Origin of the sequence: Kitasatospora sp. CMC57, from assembly GCF_045866025.2 — a bacterium.
Taxonomy (GTDB): domain Bacteria; phylum Actinomycetota; class Actinomycetes; order Streptomycetales; family Streptomycetaceae; genus Kitasatospora.
Map to the genome: position 1 here is coordinate 295,964 of NZ_AP035881.2, position 18,606 is coordinate 314,569.

The window sequence follows — 18,606 nt, forward strand, 5'->3', positions numbered from 1 at the left end:
CGGCTCGGCGCGGTGTCCTGACCTCGGGGCATGACGCGCTCAGTGAGAGCTCTGACCCGGCCGCTGGAGCGCCATCCCCCGTCCGAGGGGAGCAGCGGTCCGTTCCAGTACCTAGCTCTCGCCCCTTCCCAGGCCAGGGAGTTCAGACATGCGCCTGCACCCTCAACCCCTCCAACGACTGACCGGAGCAACCCGCCCCGGCACCGTCGCCGCCGTCCTCGCCGCCGTCCTCCTGCTGGTCGGCGGCCTGTTGCTGGTGGCGCCCGCACGGGCCGGCGCCGCCGTCGACACCGTCATCTCGACCGGCAAGCCCGCCACCGCCTCTTCCGTCGAGGGCTCCTCCTACGGCGCCCAGAACGCCTTCGACGGCAACGCGGCCACCCGCTGGGCCAGCATCGAGGGCAAGGACCCGCAGTGGCTCCGGGTCGACCTCGGCGCCACCGCCACCGTCAGCCGGGTCACCCTCAACTGGGAGGCCGCGTACGGCAAGACGTACCGCGTCGAGCTCTCCGACGACGGCTCGACCTGGACCAGGATCGCCAACGAGACCGCCGGCAACGGCGGTACCGACGACTGGACCGGCCTCAGCGGCAAGGGCCGCTACCTGCGCGTCTACGGCACCGCCCGGGGCACCTCGTACGGCTACTCGCTCTACGGCGTCGAGGTCTACGGAAACTTCGGCGGCGGCACCCCGACGCCCACGCCGACACCCAGCCCGTCCCCGACCACGCCGACCGGCGCCTTCACGGTCGTCGCGGCCGGTGACATCGCCGCTCAGTGCACCGCCGCGGACAGCGCCTGCGCCCACCCGAAGACGGCCGCGCTCGCCCAGCAGATCAACCCGAAGTTCTACCTGACGATGGGTGACAACCAGTACGACGACGCCCGGATCTCGGACTACCGCGCGTACTACGACAAGAGCTGGGGCGCCTTCAAGGCGAAGACCCACCCCATCCCGGGCAACCACGAGACCTACGACCCGGCGGGTTCGCTGGCGGGGTACAAGGAGTACTTCGGCGCGATCGCCTACCCGCAGGGCAAGAGCTACTACAGCTTCGACGAGGGCAACTGGCACTTCATCGCCCTCGACTCCAACTCCTTCGACCAGACCGCCCAGATCGACTGGCTCAAGGCCGACCTGGCGAAGAACGCCAAGTCCTGCATCGCGGCGTACTGGCACCACCCGCTGTACTCCTCCGGCGGCCACGGCAACGACCCGGTCTCCAAGCCGGTCTGGAAGATCCTGTACGCCGCCAAGGCCGACCTGATCCTCAACGGGCACGACCACCACTACGAGCGGTTCGCGCCGCAGGACCCGGACGGCAAGGCCACCTCGGCCGGCATGGTCGAGATCGTCGGCGGGATGGGCGGCGCCGAGCCCTACGACATCGAGACCGTGCAGCCGAACAGCCAGAAGCGGATCAGCGGCCAGTACGGCGTGCTGAAGCTCGACTTCACCGACACCGGCTACGGCTGGACCTACGTCGGCATCGACGGCCAGGTGAAGGACACCAGCCCGAAGTACAGCTGCCACTGATGACGTACCTGGCGACCACCGGCCGCCGGGACGACGCTCCCGCCTCGCCGCCCACCGGCGGCGGGGCGGGGCGCCGGGTCCCCGCGACCGTCATCGCGCTCGGCACGGTCAGCCTGGTCACCGACGTCTCCTCCGAGATGGTGACCGCCGTCCTGCCGCTCTACCTGGTGGTCGGCCTGGGGCTCTCCCCGCTCCAGTTCGGCTTCCTGGACGGCCTGTTCAACGGCGCCTCGGCCCTCGTCCGGCTGATCGGCGGTCACGCCGCCGACCGGGGCGGACGGCACAAGCGAATCGCCGGGATCGGCTACCTGCTCTCCGCCTGCTCCCGGCTCGGCCTGCTGCTCGCGGGCGGCGCCACGGCCGGCCTGGCCACCGCCCTGGCCGCCGACCGGATCGGCAAGGGCATCAGGACCGCCCCGCGCGACGCCCTGATCTCGCTCAGCGGCCCGCCGGAGACCCTGGGCCGCTCGTTCGGCGTGCACCGCGCCATGGACACCACCGGTGCCCTGCTCGGCCCGCTCGCCGCGTTCGCCGTGCTCTGGGCGACCGCCGACGCGTACGACGCCGTCTTCGTGGTCAGCTTCTGCATCGGCCTGCTCGGCGTGCTGGTGCTGCTGCTGTACGTCCCTGGCGGCCGGGCGGAGACCAGGGCGACTCCCGTACGCACCAAGCGCTTCGCCGCTCTCCGCGACCGCGCCTTCCGGCGCGTCCTGGCCGCCGCCGGGCTGCTCGGCGCCGCCACCGTCGGCGACTCCTTCGTCTATCTGCTGCTGCAACGCGAACTCGACCTGTCACCGGGCTGGTTCCCGCTGCTGCCACTCGGGGTGGCCGCGAGCTACCTGCTGCTGGCGGTCCCGGCGGGCCGGATCGCCGACCGGGTCGGGCGCCGACTGCCGTTCCTCTGCGGGCACCTGGCCCTGCTCGGCGTGTACACCGTGCTGCTGACGCCGCTGCGGCCGGTGGCCATCGTCCTGGTCCTGGTGCTGCTCGGGGTGTTCTACGCGGCCACCGACGGTGTGCTGATGGCCCTCGCCGGACCGGTCCTGCCCGCGTCCGGCCGGGCCGGCGGCCTGGCGCTGCTGCAGACCGGACAGGCCCTGACCCGTCTGCTCGGCACCGCCGGATTCGGCGCCGCCTGGACCCTCTGGGGCCAACGCCCCGCCCTGTATGCCGCGTTGGCCCTGCTCACCCTGGCCCTGACCGGTGCCTGGCTGCTGCTCAGGCACCCCTCGTCCCCGGAAGGCACTGCTGCGTGAACGCCCTCTCCCCGCGCGCCCGCCTCGCGGTCGTCCTGCTGGCAGTCCTGCTGCTCGGCGGCGGCTCGCTCGGCTACGTCCTCCGTGCCCGCCAGCACGCCGAGCCCCAACGGACCACCGCCGACTCCTCGTTCACCCTGGCCGGACCCCGGCTCTACTACCGGGACAGCGACACCGGCCGGGTCGCGTACCGACCACCGGGCCCCGACGCCGCCTCGGTGGTGGGCGGCCCCTCCTGCGAGCGCTTCCATGCCGCGGGCGACACCGCCCTCTGCCTCCAGCGGCTCCCCGGCCTGCCGGCCAGGGCCGATGTGGTGGTCCTCGACCGCCAGTTGCGGGAGACCCGCCGGATCACCCTCCCCGGCATCCCCAACCGGGCCCGGGTGTCGGCCTCCGGACGGATGCTCGCCTGGACCATGTTCGCCACCGGCGACTCCTACGCCACCTCCGCGTTCTCCACCCGGACCTCGATCCTCGACCTGAACACCGGCTACCTGATCAAGTCGATGGAACAGATCCCGCTCACCATCGACGGCGCCCGCTACCACGCCCCCGACATCAACTACTGGGGCGTGACCTTCGCCCGCGACGACAACCGCTTCTACGCCACCGCCTCCACCAACGGCCGTACCTACCTGGTCGAGGGCGACCTGGCCGCCTGGTCCGCCACCGCCCTGCGGGAGAACGTCGAGTGCCCGTCCCTCTCCCCCGACAACTCCCGGATCGCCTTCAAGAAGCGGGTCAGCGAGGGAACCGACTCCCCTTGGCGGCTCTACGTCCTCGACCTCCGCACGATGACCGAACAGCCGCTCGCCGAATCCCGCAGCGTCGACGACCAGGCCGCCTGGCTCGACGACAGCACCGTCGCCTACGCCCTCCCGAACGCGGACGGCCGCACCACCGACCTCTGGTCCGTCCCGGCCAACGGCGCGGGCACACCCCGGCTCGCCGTCCCGGGCGCCTCCTCCCCGGTGGCGGTCGGCTGACGCCGGACCTACGAGAGCGCGTCCCGGGCCAGCAGCGCGGCCTGCACCCGGTTCTCGCACCGGAGCTTGGCCAGGATCCGGCTGACGTACGTCTTCACCGTGGCCTCGCTCATCGCCAGCCTGCTGCCCGCGTCGGCGTTGGAGAGGCCCTCGCCGAGCAGGTCGAGCACCTCGCGTTCGCGCGGGGAGAGGGCGGCCAGCCTGCGCCGGGCGGCCTCGGCGCGGGCGCCGGCCGCCGGGGTGGTGGCCAGGCTGTCCACGATGTGCCGGGTGGCGGCCGGGGAGAGGAAGGCGTGGCCTCCGGCGGCGGCCCGGACGGCCAGGATCAGTTCGGCGGGGGCGGTGTCCTTGAGCAGGAAGCCCGCCCCGCCGGAACTGACGGCCCGCAGGACGTTCTCCCGTTCACCGAAGGTGGTCAGCACCAGGGCCTTGGCCGCCGGTGCGTAGCGCGGCAGTTCGGCCAGCGCGCTCAGGCCGTCGAGCACCGGCATCCGGATGTCCAGCAGCACCACGTCCACCGCGTGCTCCCTGGCCAGCTCCAGGGCCTGCTGCCCGTCGGTCGCCTCGGCGACCACGTCGATGTCCTCGGCGCTGGTCAGGATCATCCTGATGCCCGCCCTGATCAGCGGCTCGTCGTCGGCGACGAGGACTCGGATCACGTGCGCTGGCCTTCCGTCCGGTGAGGTGCCGCCACCCGGTCGACGGCGGTCTCAGTCGTCCGCACGGTAGTGCACCTTCTCCACCAGCACCCCGTCGCGGAAGCACAGCCGGGACACCCTGGAGCTGGCGAGCTGGTCCGGTTGGTGGTCCGACGTGAACCAGGCGCAGTCCGCCCCGGCCGGGACCGCCGGGCCCGCCGCCGGGTAGCCGTTCGTCATCAGGTGGCTCCCGGGCGGCAGTTGGGCGCGGATCTCCGCCTCGGACTGGCCGACCTGGAAGGAGTCGAACCGGGCGTCCGGCAGAGTGGCCCGGTCCAGTGACTCGAAGAACTTGACGCCGCCCCAGAGCAGCAGGCCGAGCACGCTGAGCAGCACGCCCGCCACCACCACCGCGCAGCCGAGTGCGGGCCGCCGCCGAGGCAGCTCCTCGGCGGGGGCGGCGGGCAGGTCCGGGTCGTCCTCGGTCACCGGCCCGCCGGAGCCGTCGTACGGGAGCACCCCCGCCAGCCGGTAGCCGCCGTCAGGGGCGGGCCCCGCGTGCAGCATCCCGCCGAGCAGCCGGGTGCGTTCACGCAGACCGGTCAGCCCCTGGCCACCGCTGACGGCGGCGGTGGGTGTGGCGGTGCCCGCGCCGTTGACCACCTCGACCAGCAGCGCGTCCGGTTCGTACCGCAGCGCGACGCCGATCGGCGCGCCGGGGGCGTGCTTGTGCGCGTTGGTCAGCGCCTCCTGGACGATCCGGTAGGCGGCGTGGCCGGTGGCGGGGGTGAGCTCCCTGACCCCGCCGGTCCGGCTCAGGGTGACCTCGGTGCCCGCCGCCCGGGAGGCGCCGGTCAGCCGTTCGATCTCGCCGATGCCGCCCACCTCCTGGGGTTCGCCGGTGGACTCGTCGCGCAGCAGACCGACCACGCCGCGCAGTTCCCGCATCGCGCCGACCGCCGCCTGCCGGAGCACCGTGACGGCCTCGCGCTGACCCTGGGTCAGGCTGCGGTCCACCTCCAGCGCGCCGGTGTGCACGGAGATCAGCGCGAGCTGGTGGCCCAGACTGTCGTGCATGTCCTGGGCGATCCGGTGCCGTTCGCGCAGCCGGGCCTGCCTGGCGATCATGGCGCGCTCGCGCAGCAGCTGCTCGTTTCGCTCCTGGAGGGCGATCAGCAGGGCCCCGCGCTGGGCCCGGTAGCGGCCGAAGACCGCAGGCAGCACGGCCAGCAGCAGGAAGCCGCCGACACCGACGCCGATCAGGGCTGGCAGCGGCATCTCGTCGAGGTCGGTGAGCAGCGAGACGGCCGTCATCAGGACGAAGGAGAGCAGGAAGAGCGCCACCGCGTGGCGGGCCCGCGCGATCCGGCGGCCGGCCGACCAGCTGGTGATCATCAGCAGCGGCAGCCAGCTGCCCAGCGTGCCGCTGCCGATCGCCGCGCCGACCAGGGCCAGGCCCGGCAGCCCGCGCCGGAGCAGGAAGAGCAACGCCGCCCCGAGCCCGATCACCGTGCCCGGCACCGGCCCGTCCGCGCCGACCGACCCCAGGCCGCCGCTCACCAGGCCGACCAGCAGCGCGGCCGAGCCCTCCCGGAGCACGACACCCCGCCGCCACGGTCCGGGCAGCGCTCTGGCCACCACCGTTCCCGCCCCGCTCACGATCCGCTCGATCACCACTCGTGCGAGGGTAGGCGAGCCGGGGCCCCACGGGCAGTCGCCGTTGGTCGCGACCGCACCGCGACCAAAGTCGCGGGCCCACCTGACGGCCCGTCCGGTACGGCAACCCACGGGCCGTCCGGTACGGCATCCGGTGGACTGCCCGGCGCGCCTGCTTCGCCCTCGCATCCTCGTCCGGATGATCTGTACGTATGCAATTCGGATCACGGGCGTCCTGGGCCCGACTGGCCACTGGCGTCTGCCTGGCGCTCACCGCGGTCGGCTGCGGCAGCCCGGCCGAGAGCGGGGGGACAGCGGCCTCCCGGGCTCCCCAGCCGCCGGTCGCGCTCCAGGCCGCCGCCCTGCCGGGCCGGCCCGCCATGCTGCCAGGGCGGGCCGCCGAGCAGGAGGACAGCGCGCTGCGGGCCGGCGCCGACCGGGTGCTCACCGAGCGTCAGCAGGCCGAGTCCGCCCGGGACTGGGGCCTGGACTCCGTACCGCTCACGGCTCCGCCCGCGCCCGCCCGCAAGCCCGTCCTCAGCGCCGGGGCACACGTCACCCGGGTCGCGGACGACCTGCCCGCGCTGGTGCGGCGGGTACCGACCGAGGACCGGGTGGTCTTCCTGACCGTGGACGACGGGAAGGAGAAGGACCTCCGGTTCAACCGGATGATGCGCGAACTCGGCCTGCCCTTCAGCGCGTTCGTCTCCGGCTACCTCGCCCGCAGTGACTACGGCTACTTCCGCGACCTGAACGAGCAGGGCGTGCGGGTGAACAACCACACGGTCAACCACAAGGACCTGCGGAGACTGGACTACACCCAGCAGCGGGCCGAGATCTGCGGCCAGCAGGACGAGCTCGAACGCGAGATCGGGGTCCGCCCGGTGCTGTTCCGGCCGCCGTACGGCGAGTACACCACCGACACTTTGCGCGCCGCCCGCTCCTGCGGCATCACGGCGGTGCCGATGTGGAACGAGGAGGCCTTCCCGGACCGGATGGAGTACCGCCAGCTCGACCGGCGGCTGCACCCGGGCGACATCATCCTGACCCACTTCCGGGGCACCGAGGACTGGTCCGGGTCGATGACCGACATGGCCCGTCAGGTCCTGCGTACCGTCACCGAACAGGGTTTCGCCCTGGCCCGGCTCGACGACTACCTGGGCTGACGCCGGGTCAGCCCCCTGTGGAGCGCGCGCTCAGCGCAGCCGGCTCCGGGTGCCAGGGCCGGACCGGGCCGACCGCACCGCCCGCGCGGGGCGGAGCTGCCGGGGCGCGGCCAACTCGACCGCCGCGGCCGCCGCACGTGCGGCCAGCAGGGCGACCGCCGCCGCCGCAGGCGGTTCGGCGATGCCGCAGGCGGCCATCCTGGCCTGACAGGCGCTGCACCAGACCGGACTGGCCGGACTGCCGTCGCCGTACTGCAGCTCCTCGGGCGGCAGGTAGTGCAGCTCGCACTCCTGGCAGCGGAAGACCAGCCGCATCAGCCGGTCACCTCCCCGGCGCCACCGCAGCGGCCGCACGGCGAGACGTACCGGTGCACTCGGGCCACCTGGTCACCCCGGCTGTCGGTCTCGACGGTGTGCTCGGTCTTCTCGGTCAACCGACCGCCCCCGCACGCGGGGCAGACCTGCGTGTCCACCATGCCGTCACCTCCTGTGCACAGACCGTATCGCGCTGCGAGCATGATCGGTGCCGGACGGGCTCGGCTCTCCGGACTGACCAGTTGTCATATTCCCCGCCGTCCCCCTGGTCATGCGCATGGTGACCAGCGGAGCAGCCCCGTCCTGAGCTCGGTGGATCCCGGGAGCACCGGACCGGGGGCAGCGGGGACGACGAGAGCACGTCGGGCGACCGCACGCTCAGCTGACCGGCAGCGCGTGCACCACCCGGTCGTGACCGGCGAACAGCCGCCTGCCGTCGGTGTTCAACCGCCAGACCTGGACGCCCGGTTCGGCGTCCCGGAAGGTCCACCGCACGGCACCCGTCGCAATGTCCAGCGCCCACACCCCGCCACTGGCCGGACCGGGGACGAACAGCGTCCCGCCCACCGCCACCGGCCGGCACCGGGAGTCGAGCCGGAACGGCAGTCGGCAGGACCACACCTCGCTGCCGTCGGCGGGCTGGTTCCGGGTCACCTCGCCGGTGTCGCGCAGCAGGTACAGCGCACCGTCGGCGGCCAGCGGCCGGATCGGACGCGATCTCTCGTCCTCGACCACCCAGCCCGGCCTGCCGTCGGCCAGCCCGAGCGCCCGGACACCGTTGGCGCGCCGGGCCGTGTAGACCCGTTCGGCGTCACACTCCCGCCAGCTGAGCGCCTGGTCGGCCGGGGTGCTCCACAGGACGGACCCGTCCGCCGCGCTCAGCGCGACCACCTCGTCCCGGGAGCTGCGCGCCACCAACCGGCCACCGAGTGCGGGCTGCAGAGCCGTCAGGAAGCCCTCGCCCTCGCGGTTCGACCGGACCCACCACACCCTGCCGGTCGGCAGCTCAAGCGCGAACAGCAGACCGTCGGCGAGGCCGCCCAGCCCGAACAGCACATCCCCGTCCGCGCCGAGCAGTCGGCCGTACCGGCTGGCCTCGGGCGGGATCGCCGTCGAGCGGTCGGGCCCGGCTCCGTACGCGACGAACCGGCCGACACCGGCCTGGTGGACCAGAGTGCCCGCCGCCAGCAGGTCATCGGCGGCCGACCCTGCACCTCCGCCCAGCAGCTCGATCCGCTTGACCACAGTGCCGCTGTCCGGTGCCAGCAGGTACAGCTCGTCGGCGGTCGCCACCAGCGGCACCGTCCCGGCGCCGGTCAACCGCTGTGCGAGATGCGGCACTTCGCACCGGTACGTCCAGAGCGGCTCGGGTCCGGAGACGGCGGCCCGGCGCTGCTCCGGCTCCCGCTCCCCTCGCAGGCCGAACCACCAGGCCGATCCGCCCAGCGCCAGTGCGGCCGCACCGAGCAGCAGTTGACGGCGCGACGGCCCGCCCGGCGCCGCCGCCAACTGTTCCGTCGGCGCACCACCACCCTCGGGCTCGTCCAGCGTTATCGACCCGACCTGCTCCCCCGTGTACACCCCGGCCCACCCCTCCCGCGTCCAGTGACCAAGGAGGATAACGGGCCCCACCAGGCCCGGAAGGCGCCGGCTCGAGCGTGGCCGTCCGCGTGCACGGTCTCCCGGCAATTGCCCTCTACCCAATTCGATCAACCACTGGGACGCTGGTCCCGGTCCGGATGCCCACTGGGGCGGCACACCCGGCGGAGCGAGCGGAGGGTGCGACGGATGCTTCTGGTGCAGCGGTGACCCGCACCGGCCCGGCGCCCCAGGCGTCCCGCCGTGACCTGGGGGTGTTCCTCGCCGCCAAAGCGATCTCGGACATCGGCTACTCGCTCGACTTCATCTGCCTGTCGGTCTTCGTCTGGGAGCGCAGCCACTCCGCCTTCGCCACCGGCCTGGTGAGCACCGCGCTGTACGCGGGCGCGATCGCCGGCGGCCGCCTCGGCCACCGCTACGGCGACCGCTGGGACCGACAGCGGGTGATGATCGGCGCGGACCTGGTCCGGATGCTGATGCTCGCCCTGCTCGCACTGCTGCCGGACGCGGTGCAGAACTGGTGGCTGTACGCGGCCGTCGCCCTGATCGGCACCGGCCGTTCGGTCTTCGAGGGCACGCTGTCCGCTGCGACACCGGTCCTGGCCGGGGAGCGCACCCAGGTGGTGAACAGCGTGCTGGCCGGGCTCAAGGGCCTCGCCTTCATGCTCGGCATGGGTCTGGCCACCGTGCTGGTGCCGCTGATCGGCTACCGGGGCGTCTTCGCCCTGGACGCGGGCACCTACGCGCTCTCGGCGCTGGTGCTCACCGCCCTCCGGCTGCGGATGCGCGAGCCGGGATCGGCGGCCGGTGCCCGGCGGGACCGGACCGGAGCCTGGCCGCTGCTGGTCGGCGCGGGTCTGGCCGTGCTGGTGGTGCTGCGCGGTCTGGACGCCTTCGGCAGCGCCTCCCAGCACGTCGGACTGCCCATCCTGGGCAGCGAGTTGCGGCCCGAATCGCCCACCTTCGTCTCCGGCTCGGTCTGGGCCTGCTGGGCGGCCGGTCTGCTGCTGGCGAGCTTCGGGCTGAGGCCGCTGGCCAAGCGGGTCATCGAGCGCAACCCGATGGTGGTCTTCTGCCTGGCGACCATCGTCATGTCGGCGGGGTTCATCGGCATCTTCTGGTTGGACGGCTGGTGGCCCCGGCTGCTCTGCGCCGTGGTCGCCGGGCTGGGCGACTCCCTGAGCGAGATCACCTTCAAGCAGTCCATGCAGCGACTGCCCGACGACCGGCGCGGCCGCGCCTTCGGCCTCGGTCAGATCGTCGTCAACAGCGGCTTCATGGCCGGGCTGCTCGTCACCAGTCTTGCCCTGCAACCCGGTTGGGTGCCGCAGTGGGTGCTGCTGCTGCACGGCGTCCCGCTGCTGGTCGCGGCCTGGGCGGCGGTCACGGCCGGCGCCCCGGGCCGACCGCCCCGGCCGGTCGGGGAGACGGCCCGGTGACGGAGAGCGCGTACCTGGACCACGCCGGCTTCGGCCGGCTTCGGCCCGCCGCGGTGAGCGCGATGCGGAGCGTGCTGACCGAGGTGCTGCCGTACGGAAGCGCCCGGCTCGGCGGGATCTTCGCGACCCGCCTGGCCGCCCGCAGGTCGATGGCCCGGCTGCTCGACTGCACCCCGGAGGAAGTGGCCTTCGTACCCAACACCTCGACGGGCGTGCACCTCGTCGCGGACGGTCTGGAGTGGCGGCCGGGTGACCAGGTGGTGCTCTTCGACCGTGACTTTCCCGCCAACGTCCGCCCCTGGACCGGGCTCTCCCGGCTCGGTGTCGAACCGGTCTGGGTGCCGATGCACGCGGGCGGCTACCGGATGGCGGACCTCGCCGCCGCGATCGGCCCCAGGACCAGGCTGGTCGCCGTCAGCCACGTCAACTTCGCCACCGGCTTCCGGATCGACCTGGACGCGGTCTGCGCCCTCGCGGCCCGCGTCGGTGCCCTGGTCAGCGTGGACGCGGTGCAGAGCCTCGGCGCCCTGCCGCTCTCGCTCGCGGACACCCCCGTCGACTTCCTGGCTGCGGGCGGCCACAAGTGGCTCGGTGGGCCGCCGGGGACGGGCGTCTTCTTCTGCCGGGCCGGGCGGCTGGATCTGCTCAGGTCCACCCCGACCGGCTGGTTCGGCTTCGACGGCGCCGCGGAACTGATGAAGGGCCCGGGCCCGCTGAGCTACCGGCTCCCCGAGCGGTCCACCACCGCCCGGGTCGAGGGCGGCATGTACGACATGGTCGGCATGGCCGGACTGGCCGCCGCACTGGCGGAGTTGGAGACCGTCGGCCTCACCGCCGTGGCCGACCGGGTCCTCCGGCTCGCGGAGCGAACACGGACGGGTGTTTCCGATATCGGCTACACCCTCGCCACCCCGCCCGAGCCGTCCTCCCACTCGGGCATCGTCAGTTTCTCGGCCCCCGGCGTGGACAGCGCCCGACTCGTCGACGCCCTGGTCGGGTCGGCGGTCCAGGTCTCCGTCCCGGCGGGCCTCGTGCGGGTTTCCCCGCACTACTGGACGACGGACGAGGAAGTCGATCTCTTCCTCTCCAGGATTCACGACTTGAAGGCTTCAGTGACACCCTGACTGCAATACCTGACAAGGTCGCTCGAATTACGCCAGAAATACGCCGGATTGCGCTTGACGGAACCTGACGGCCTGTCATAGTTTCCCCTCACCAGCACCGGCGCGAATATACGTGTCCGGTCATTCGGTGAAGGGAGTACGAAATGTCGTACGAGTCCTGGGAGTCCCTTGCGGACGAGGTCGAGATCACCACGGGTGCGGCTGACTGCTGGACCTGTCTGATGGACGACGCCACCTGATCCGTCCCCCTGGTGTTGCGCCCTGTGACCGCTGGTCGCAGGGCGCATCTCAGTTCTCCGGCGGGGCGCCGACGGCACTTCGGGTCGCGCCGCCGGCACTTTCGGGGGCAACTCCGAGGCACTTCGACAACGATGGGAATGGCACCGTGGACCGCTGGCAGTTCAGTCACGGCACAGCCGGGGTGAATGCCCCGAGCTGGCTGACCTTCGAGGTTCACCGCCCGTACTTCGACGGCGCCGAGAGCCCGTTGACGGTCATTCAGGCCCGGGCGGCGATCCTGGCGGCCCGTCGGTTCGAGAAGCGCACTCCGGGTGCACTGCGTTTCGGTATGACGATGCCCGCGAGTTACCGGCGGCTGCTGGTCGAGGAGTCCCGGCTGCACCGCTACCGGGCCGCCGATCCGACCGAACTGCCCGAAGAGCTGGCCTCCCCCGCCTGGCGGCGGATGGCCGAGGCGTACCGCCACCGCGCCGACCTGGACGCCGTGGACCTGGCCGGTCTGGCGCACTGGCTGATAGCCGCCTGTCTGCTGCCCGCCGTGCTGGACGTCGTACCGGCGGACCTCAACGGCACGGCCTGCCAGGACCCGGTGACGGCGGGGCTCCAATCCACCCGAGCGGTGGCGCTGTTCGGCCTCGAAGGTCTCACCGACCGGACGACGGCCGCCTACCGGCCGCTGGTCGACCACCCGGCGCCCACCCTGACACACGTCCAGTCCGTGGCCGGCTGGGGCTACCTGCTGGCCCGGCACGGCGGTGACGACTCGGCCGTCCCGCACCACCTCGACCGGGCCAACCGCCTCTTCGCCGAGCTGGCGGGCGAGTTGACCGATTTTCAGCGCACCGTCCTGGAGGCCCGCCTTGCCCTGCGCGAGGTGATGTACGCCGAGCGGCAGCAGGACTTCGCCGGAGCGGCCGCCCGGCTGACGGCGGCCCAACAGTCCGTCGACGAGCTGACCGCCACCGACGAGGACGACGCCCTGGTGCTGTTGGAGACCAGGCGGCGGCTGATCGACCGCAGGGTCGAGATGGCGGTCAGGCTGGGCGACACGGAGGCCGAACAGCGGGCTCTCACCGAGGGTTTGGCGATCGACCCGAGCTGTGTGAAGCTGCGGATGCAGAGCGCTCAGGCACACCGGCGGGCGGGCCGGCCCGAGGAGGCGCTGGCGGGCTTCCTGCACGCCGCCCGGCTCGGGCCGTACGGAACCGGGTTCGCGCTGCTGCACGCGGCGGAGTGCGCCGAGGAGACCGGGCAGGCCGAGTTCGCCCGGGTGCTCACCGAGCGGGCCTTCCGGGCCGCGCCGCGCGCCTCCGCGACCCGCGACCGGCTGGTGGCGAGCTGCCTGAAAGCCGGTGACGAGCCACTGGCCGAGGTGGTCCGGCAGGCCGCCACCCGCGACCCCGAGCGCCCGTACGCGAACAACTGGCACTACCGGATGCACGCGGCGTACTTCAACCTCGGCGAGTCCGCCTCGCCGGGCCTGTACGCCAGACTGCCCACCCTGGCCTTCGAGTTCGCCGAGCGAGGCACCCCGCCGCAGGTCAACTGGCAGCGGCTGATGCCACCCGCCTTCCGGACCAACCTGATCCGCGAGTCCGGGCTGACGGAGTTCGCCGTCGCCCACCCCGCCGAACTCCCGGGCCGCCTGCGCACCCCCGCCTGGGACACCCTGTGCGGGTGGGTGGCGGAGTTCGCCACGTACGACGCGGAGCGGCAGCACCAGGTCGCCGTAGTGCTCTACCGGCTCGGATTCATCAAGCTGGTCCGGGAGTTGATCCCCTTCACCCCGGCCGCCGAGCTCAGCACGGCGGCCGAGCTGCGGCTGCACCACTGGCTCGACGTGGTCCGCTGGGTCGGCTCGGTGGGGCGGCCCTCGGTGACCGCCCCGGCCAACTCCTCGGCGATCGTCGAGCACCCGGCCTGCCCGACGCACCTGCGGTTCGTGATCGCCGTCTTCTCGGTCATCTACGAGGCGCGGGAGACCGGTTCGCTGAAGACCGCGCTCGCCTGGCGGGAGCTCGGCGAGAAGGCGCTGGCCGAGCTGCTGGCCGATCCGCAGTACTCGCCGTTCGAGAAGATGATGATGGAGAGCCGGTTCTACCGCAGCGTCAGCTACGTACCCTTCCTGCAGCGGGACACCGTCCGGCTGGCCGCCGACATGGACCGCGCCGAGGAGCTGGCCAGGGCGGTGCCTGCCGTCGGCGAGTACCAGGAGTTCCTGCGGCGGGAGAACCTCCGGGCCTGTGTGGAGAGCCGCTCCAAGGAGTTCTACGCGTTCGGCGAGAACGAGCGGGCACACCGACTGGTCGCCGAGGCGCTCGCCCTCGACCCGTACGAGCCCAAAACCCACATCGAGGTCGCGGAGGGTCTGCTCAAGGAGGACAAGTACGAGGAGGCGGCACACAGTTACCTGCGCACGGCCCGGCTCGGTCCGGTCTCCACCGCCTTCGGCTACGCGGCGGCGGGCGACTGCTTCGCGCGGGCCGGGCAGCCGCTGCTCGCCGAGGACTGCTACCTCCAGGCGCTCCGGATCGACCCGTACGCCGTCTCCGCCGCTCGGGGCTGGGCCGCCGTCGGCCCGGCCAACGGGATGGGCGAGCTGGCCGCGCGGTACCTGGCCGACCTCGAGGCGTGGGGCGCGGCCCGCCGCGCCGCGCGGACCGCATGAGCGCCGAGTGGCGGCTGACGCCCGATCAGCCGCTCGACGCCGAGGCCGTGGTGACGCCGGTCTGGTCCGACGAGCTGCCGGCCGACCTGAGTCCCGCCTTCCTGGCGGGCAGCGGCTTCTCCGGCACGCCCGGCCAGACCCTGCACCTGCCCGGCCACCCCGTTACCGTCCTGCTGGGCTGCGGCCCCCGGGCCAAGTACGACCGCGACACCGCCCGCGCGGCCGGTGCCCGGCTGGCCAGGGCCGTGCCCGGCTACCGGCGGCTGGCCGTCCGCGTCCCCGGCGCCGAACTGCGGGCGCTGGTCGAGGGCTACCTGCTCGGCGGGTACCGCTTCGCCGGGTACTTCACCACCCCGCCCGTCCCCGGGCAGCGGATCGACCTGGTCACCGAAGGCACCCCGGAGGCCCGCACCGCGCTCGCCGCCGGACTGCGGGTCGGTGAAGCCGTGCTGCTGGCGCGCGATCTGGTCAACGAGCCCGGTGAGGCGCTCACCCCACCGGAGTTCGCCGAGCGGGCCCGGAAGATCGCCGCCGACACCGGCCTGGAGTGCGAGGTCTGGGAGGCCGACCGGATCGCCCACGAGCGGCTCGGCGGCCTGCTCGGCGTCAGCCGTGGCTCCCTGCAGCCACCCCGGCTGGTCCGGCTCGGCTACCGGCCCGCGACCCCGGCGGTACGGCGGATCGCCCTGGTCGGCAAGGGAGTCACCTACGACGCGGGTGGCCTCTCGCTCAAGCCGAACGCCGAACTCGCCGCCATGAAGGCGGACATGGCGGGAGCGGCGGCCGTCCTCGCTGCCATGTCCACTCTCACCGCCCTGAACTGCCCGGTCGCGGTGGACGGTTGGCTGCCGCTGACCGAGAACATGCCGAACGCGGACCCGGTCCGGGTCGGCGACGTGCTGCGGATGCGCAGCGGCACCACCGTCGAGATCCGGCACGCCGACGCCGAGGGCCGTCTGATCCTCGCCGACGCCCTGTCCCTGGCCGGAGAGAGCACGCCGGACGCCATCATCGACCTCGCCACCCTCACCGACGCGGCCGCCGTCGCCCTGGGTCGCCGGATCACCGCCGTGCTGGGCACCGACGACACCCTCGTCGAGGACCTCCGTACCGCCGGACGCCGGGCGGGCGAGGAGCTCTGGCCGCTACCCCTGCCCGACGCGTACCGGGGCCAACTCGCTTCCCGGGTGGCCGATCTGGCCAACTACACCATCGGCGTCCGGCACGGCACCGCCCTGCTCGCGGGCCTCTTCCTCCGCGAGTTCGTCCCGCCGACCATCCCCTGGGCCCACCTGGACATCCAGGGCACGGCACTCTCCGACACCGACGACGGCGAATGGGTCCCCGGCGGTACGGGCGTCGGCGTCCGAACCCTGATCGACTACCTGCTCCCGCGCGGAGACTAAGGTCGGTGCCCGCACCGTCCACCGTCCGCCGTCCGCCGTAGAGAGGGCCGAACCTCCGATGAGCACCCACCTGATCCTGCCCGGATACCAGAACTCCGAGGCCGAGCACTGGCAGAGCTACTGGGAGCGGTCCGACCCGGCCAGGTTCCGGCGGGTCGAGCAGGCCGACTGGGACGCGCCGCAGCGGCCCGACTGGGTGGCAACCCTCGACCGGGCCGTGGCGGATGCCGACGCGCCGGTGGTGCTGGTCGCGCACAGCCTGGGCTGCATCACCGTCGCGCACTGGGCGACCGGAGCCAGGCCCGAGCTGACGGCCAAGGTGCTGGGCGCGCTGCTGGTCGCCCCCGCCGACATCGACACCGCCGAGGTCCCCGAGCTGGTGAACTTCCGCCCGGTCCCGCTCGCCCCACTGCCGTTCCGTACCACCGTGGTCGCCTCGGACGACGACCCGTGGTGCACCGCCGACCGGGCCAGGGCCTTCGCCGACGCCTGGGGCGCGACGTTCGCCGCCGTCGGCCGGGGCGGCCACCTCAACACCGCCTCCGCCCTCGGCAACTGGCCGCAGGGCCGCGCACTGCTGGCCGAGCTGACGGCCTGACCCCGGCACGCCGCTTCCGGTGACCTTGGTCACAGCCATGGCCCGGCCCCCGGCCCCGAGGCGCGGAAAGGCCCGGCCGGCCATCGATTACGCTCCCGTCGGTACCGGGCGTCGCCGGCTCCCGGAAGATTTTCCGTTATCGGCGGACGGCCCGCTGATCTCCCATTCACGACAGGGCAGTACGGACCGGCCGACGGACAAGGTGGACCAGGCGGATGGACAGGTACGACGCGGAGCGGATGGTGAGCCGGGCGCAGGCCGGTGAGCAGCAGGCCACCGACGAACTGATCGGGGCTCACCTGCCGCTGGTCTACAACATCGTCGGCCGCGCCCTCAACGGTCACCCCGACACCGACGACGTGGTGCAGGAGACCATGCTCCGCGCGGTCGACCACCTGCCCTCGCTCCGCGATCCGGCCGGGTTCCGCTCCTGGCTGGTCGCCATCGCGATGAACCAGGTCCGCCGCCGCCACCAGGTCTCCGGCCAGGCCCAGATCCCGATCGGGCTGACGTACGACTCCGCCGACCCCGGAGCGGACTTCGTGGACCTCACCATCGTCCGGCTCGGCCTGGCCGGGCAGCGCCGCGAGGTCGCCGAGGCCACCCGCTGGCTGGACCAGGACGACCGAGAGCTGCTCTCGCTGTGGTGGCTGGAGGCGGCCGGCGAGCTCAGTCGGGCCGAGCTGGCCGAGGCGATGGAGCTGTCCCCGCAGCACGCGGCGGTCCGGGTGCAGCGGATGAAGGGCCAGCTGGAGACCGCGCGGGTGGTGGTCCGGGCACTCGCCGTCCAGCCCGCCTGCCCGCAGCTGGCCGAGCTGACGGCGCAGTGGGACGGCGCTCCCGGCGCGCTCTGGCGCAAGCGGATCGGCCGGCACGCACGCGAGTGCGGGTACTGCGCGCAGCAGTGGGAGGGGCTCTTCCCGGCCGAGGGCCTGCTGGCCGGCCTGGCGCTGGTGCCCGTACCGCACCAGCCGGTCGCGTTCCCGATCGGCTCTCCGTCGAACCCGGGCGGCACCCCGACCGACCTCACGCCCCCGTCGGACGTCCCCGCCGTGCCGGCCGGTGGCCGGGCGGCCGCGCGCCGGGCGGCCGCCCAGCGGCCCGGGAGGAGCGGCGGCGGACGGCGCCGAGCCAAGCCGCGCGCCCGCCGACGGGTGCTGGTCGCGGTGATCGGCACCACGGTGGCCGCCGTCGCGGTGGTCGCTGTCGTGGGTGCCGACCGGAGCTCCTCGCCGCAGGCCCCGCCGCTGATCGACGGTGCGGCCGTCGCAGGGGTCACGGCCCAGCCGGTCCAGGTCGACGCGGCCGCGCCCGTCTCCGCCCCGGCCACCTCCCCGTCGCCCGTACCGACCCCGTCCTCGGCCACCCCGACCGCCTCACCCTCCGCGACGCCAGCGCCGACACCCAGCCCCACCCTCACCCCGAGCCCGGCCGCGCCCTCGCCCGCCCGTACCTCCGTCGCGCCCCCGGCTCCGGTCACCGCTGCGGCGAACCGCTCGGCCGCCGCCCAACAGCAGGTGCTCGACCTGGTCAACACCGAGCGGTCGAAGAACGGCTGCGGCCCGGTGAAGGCCAACAGCAAGCTCCAGGCGGCCGCCCAGGGCCACTCCGACGACATGGCGGCCCGGAACTTCTTCAGCCACACCAACCCCGACGGCAACGGCCCGCAGCCCCGGATCGAGGCGGCGGGCTACCGCTGGAGCACCTGGGGCGAGAACATCGCCCGGGGTCAGCAGGACGCCGCCGCCGTGATGGACGCCTGGATGAAGAGCCCGGGCCACCGGGCCAACATCCTCAACTGCGCGTTCACCGAGATGGGCCTCGGCACCCACTTCGCCTCCGGCGGCCCGTGGTGGACCCAGAACTTCGGCGCGCCGGCCTGACGGGTCCCGGCCTTGACGATCCCCGCCTGACAGGGTCGCGACGGAATACCGCACGCCTCCCGACGGTTGTGCGGCTCGGCCATCCTCGTTCGTTC

15 protein-coding genes are annotated in these 18,606 nt (G+C 73.2%); 10 read left to right on the top strand and 5 right to left on the bottom strand.

Annotation, left to right across the window (positions count from 1 at the left end):
* Positions 1-148 precede the first annotated feature (148 nt).
* From ACKUU6_RS01390 to ACKUU6_RS01400, 3 genes are read left to right on the top strand one after another with little or no spacing between them, the layout of a single operon-like run.
* On the top strand, positions 149-1,537 hold the full coding sequence (locus ACKUU6_RS01390; protein ID WP_407986508.1) for a discoidin domain-containing protein: 1,389 nt from the start codon (positions 149-151) through the stop codon (positions 1,535-1,537).
* Complete coding sequence (locus tag ACKUU6_RS01395; RefSeq protein WP_407986509.1) at positions 1,537-2,793, top strand: MFS transporter; 1,257 nt, start codon at positions 1,537-1,539, stop codon at positions 2,791-2,793. The genes ACKUU6_RS01390 and ACKUU6_RS01395 overlap by 1 nt, the downstream gene beginning before the upstream one ends.
* On the top strand, positions 2,790-3,779 hold the full coding sequence (locus tag ACKUU6_RS01400) for a TolB family protein (RefSeq protein ID WP_407986510.1): 990 nt from the start codon (positions 2,790-2,792) through the stop codon (positions 3,777-3,779). Before ACKUU6_RS01395 ends, ACKUU6_RS01400 begins: the two co-directional genes overlap by 4 nt.
* Before the next feature lie 8 nt (positions 3,780-3,787).
* Here the strand turns inward: ACKUU6_RS01400 and ACKUU6_RS01405 are convergent, their stop codons facing one another.
* Both ACKUU6_RS01405 and ACKUU6_RS01410 read right to left on the bottom strand, forming a co-directional pair.
* Positions 3,788-4,438, bottom strand: a complete 651-nt coding sequence (locus tag ACKUU6_RS01405) for a response regulator transcription factor (RefSeq protein WP_407986511.1) — start codon at positions 4,436-4,438, stop codon at positions 3,788-3,790.
* 51 nt (positions 4,439-4,489) lie between these two features.
* Positions 4,490-6,094 carry a sensor histidine kinase gene (locus ACKUU6_RS01410; RefSeq protein ID WP_407986512.1) on the bottom strand — a complete coding sequence of 535 codons (1,605 nt, stop codon included), beginning with the start codon at positions 6,092-6,094 and terminating at the stop codon, positions 4,490-4,492.
* Positions 6,095-6,285: 191 nt separating this feature from the next.
* Between ACKUU6_RS01410 and ACKUU6_RS01415 the strand changes: the two genes are divergently transcribed.
* A complete protein-coding gene (locus tag ACKUU6_RS01415) occupies positions 6,286-7,239 on the top strand; it encodes a polysaccharide deacetylase family protein (protein WP_407986514.1) in 954 nt (317 codons plus the stop codon).
* A gap of 30 nt (positions 7,240-7,269) precedes the next feature.
* Here the strand turns inward: ACKUU6_RS01415 and ACKUU6_RS01420 are convergent, their stop codons facing one another.
* The 3 genes from ACKUU6_RS01420 to ACKUU6_RS01430 form a co-directional block, all read right to left on the bottom strand.
* The gene (locus tag ACKUU6_RS01420; protein WP_407986515.1) at positions 7,270-7,554 is read right to left on the bottom strand and encodes a hypothetical protein; all 285 of its coding nucleotides are present in this window, start codon (positions 7,552-7,554) and stop codon (positions 7,270-7,272) included.
* The gene (locus tag ACKUU6_RS01425; RefSeq protein ID WP_407986516.1) at positions 7,554-7,715 is read right to left on the bottom strand and encodes a hypothetical protein; all 162 of its coding nucleotides are present in this window, start codon (positions 7,713-7,715) and stop codon (positions 7,554-7,556) included. The genes ACKUU6_RS01420 and ACKUU6_RS01425 overlap by 1 nt, the downstream gene beginning before the upstream one ends.
* Positions 7,716-7,932: 217 nt before the next feature.
* On the bottom strand, positions 7,933-9,135 hold the full coding sequence (locus ACKUU6_RS01430) for a PQQ-binding-like beta-propeller repeat protein (RefSeq protein WP_407986517.1): 1,203 nt from the start codon (positions 9,133-9,135) through the stop codon (positions 7,933-7,935).
* Positions 9,136-9,359: 224 nt separating this feature from the next.
* Here ACKUU6_RS01430 and ACKUU6_RS01435 point away from each other — a divergent pair, with 224 nt between their 5' ends.
* The 6 genes from ACKUU6_RS01435 to ACKUU6_RS01460 all read left to right on the top strand — a co-directional run bounded on the left by ACKUU6_RS01435 (position 9,360) and on the right by ACKUU6_RS01460 (position 18,511).
* Positions 9,360-10,592 (top strand): MFS transporter, encoded by a 1,233-nt coding sequence (locus ACKUU6_RS01435; protein ID WP_407986518.1) that lies wholly within the window; start codon positions 9,360-9,362, stop codon positions 10,590-10,592.
* Entirely contained in the window at positions 10,589-11,716 is a 1,128-nt protein-coding gene (locus ACKUU6_RS01440; RefSeq protein WP_407986520.1) for an aminotransferase class V-fold PLP-dependent enzyme, read from the top strand. The genes ACKUU6_RS01435 and ACKUU6_RS01440 overlap by 4 nt, the downstream gene beginning before the upstream one ends.
* A 385-nt stretch (positions 11,717-12,101) precedes the next feature.
* The gene (locus tag ACKUU6_RS01445; RefSeq protein WP_407986521.1) at positions 12,102-14,624 is read left to right on the top strand and encodes a hypothetical protein; all 2,523 of its coding nucleotides are present in this window, start codon (positions 12,102-12,104) and stop codon (positions 14,622-14,624) included.
* Positions 14,621-16,030 carry a leucyl aminopeptidase gene (locus ACKUU6_RS01450; protein ID WP_407986522.1) on the top strand — a complete coding sequence of 470 codons (1,410 nt, stop codon included), beginning with the start codon at positions 14,621-14,623 and terminating at the stop codon, positions 16,028-16,030. The genes ACKUU6_RS01445 and ACKUU6_RS01450 overlap by 4 nt, the downstream gene beginning before the upstream one ends.
* Positions 16,031-16,088: 58 nt before the next feature.
* Positions 16,089-16,628, top strand: a complete 540-nt coding sequence (locus tag ACKUU6_RS01455) for an RBBP9/YdeN family alpha/beta hydrolase (RefSeq protein ID WP_407986523.1) — start codon at positions 16,089-16,091, stop codon at positions 16,626-16,628.
* A gap of 215 nt (positions 16,629-16,843) precedes the next feature.
* Positions 16,844-18,511, top strand: a complete 1,668-nt coding sequence (locus ACKUU6_RS01460; protein WP_407986524.1) for a sigma-70 family RNA polymerase sigma factor — start codon at positions 16,844-16,846, stop codon at positions 18,509-18,511.
* Positions 18,512-18,606 lie beyond the last annotated feature (95 nt).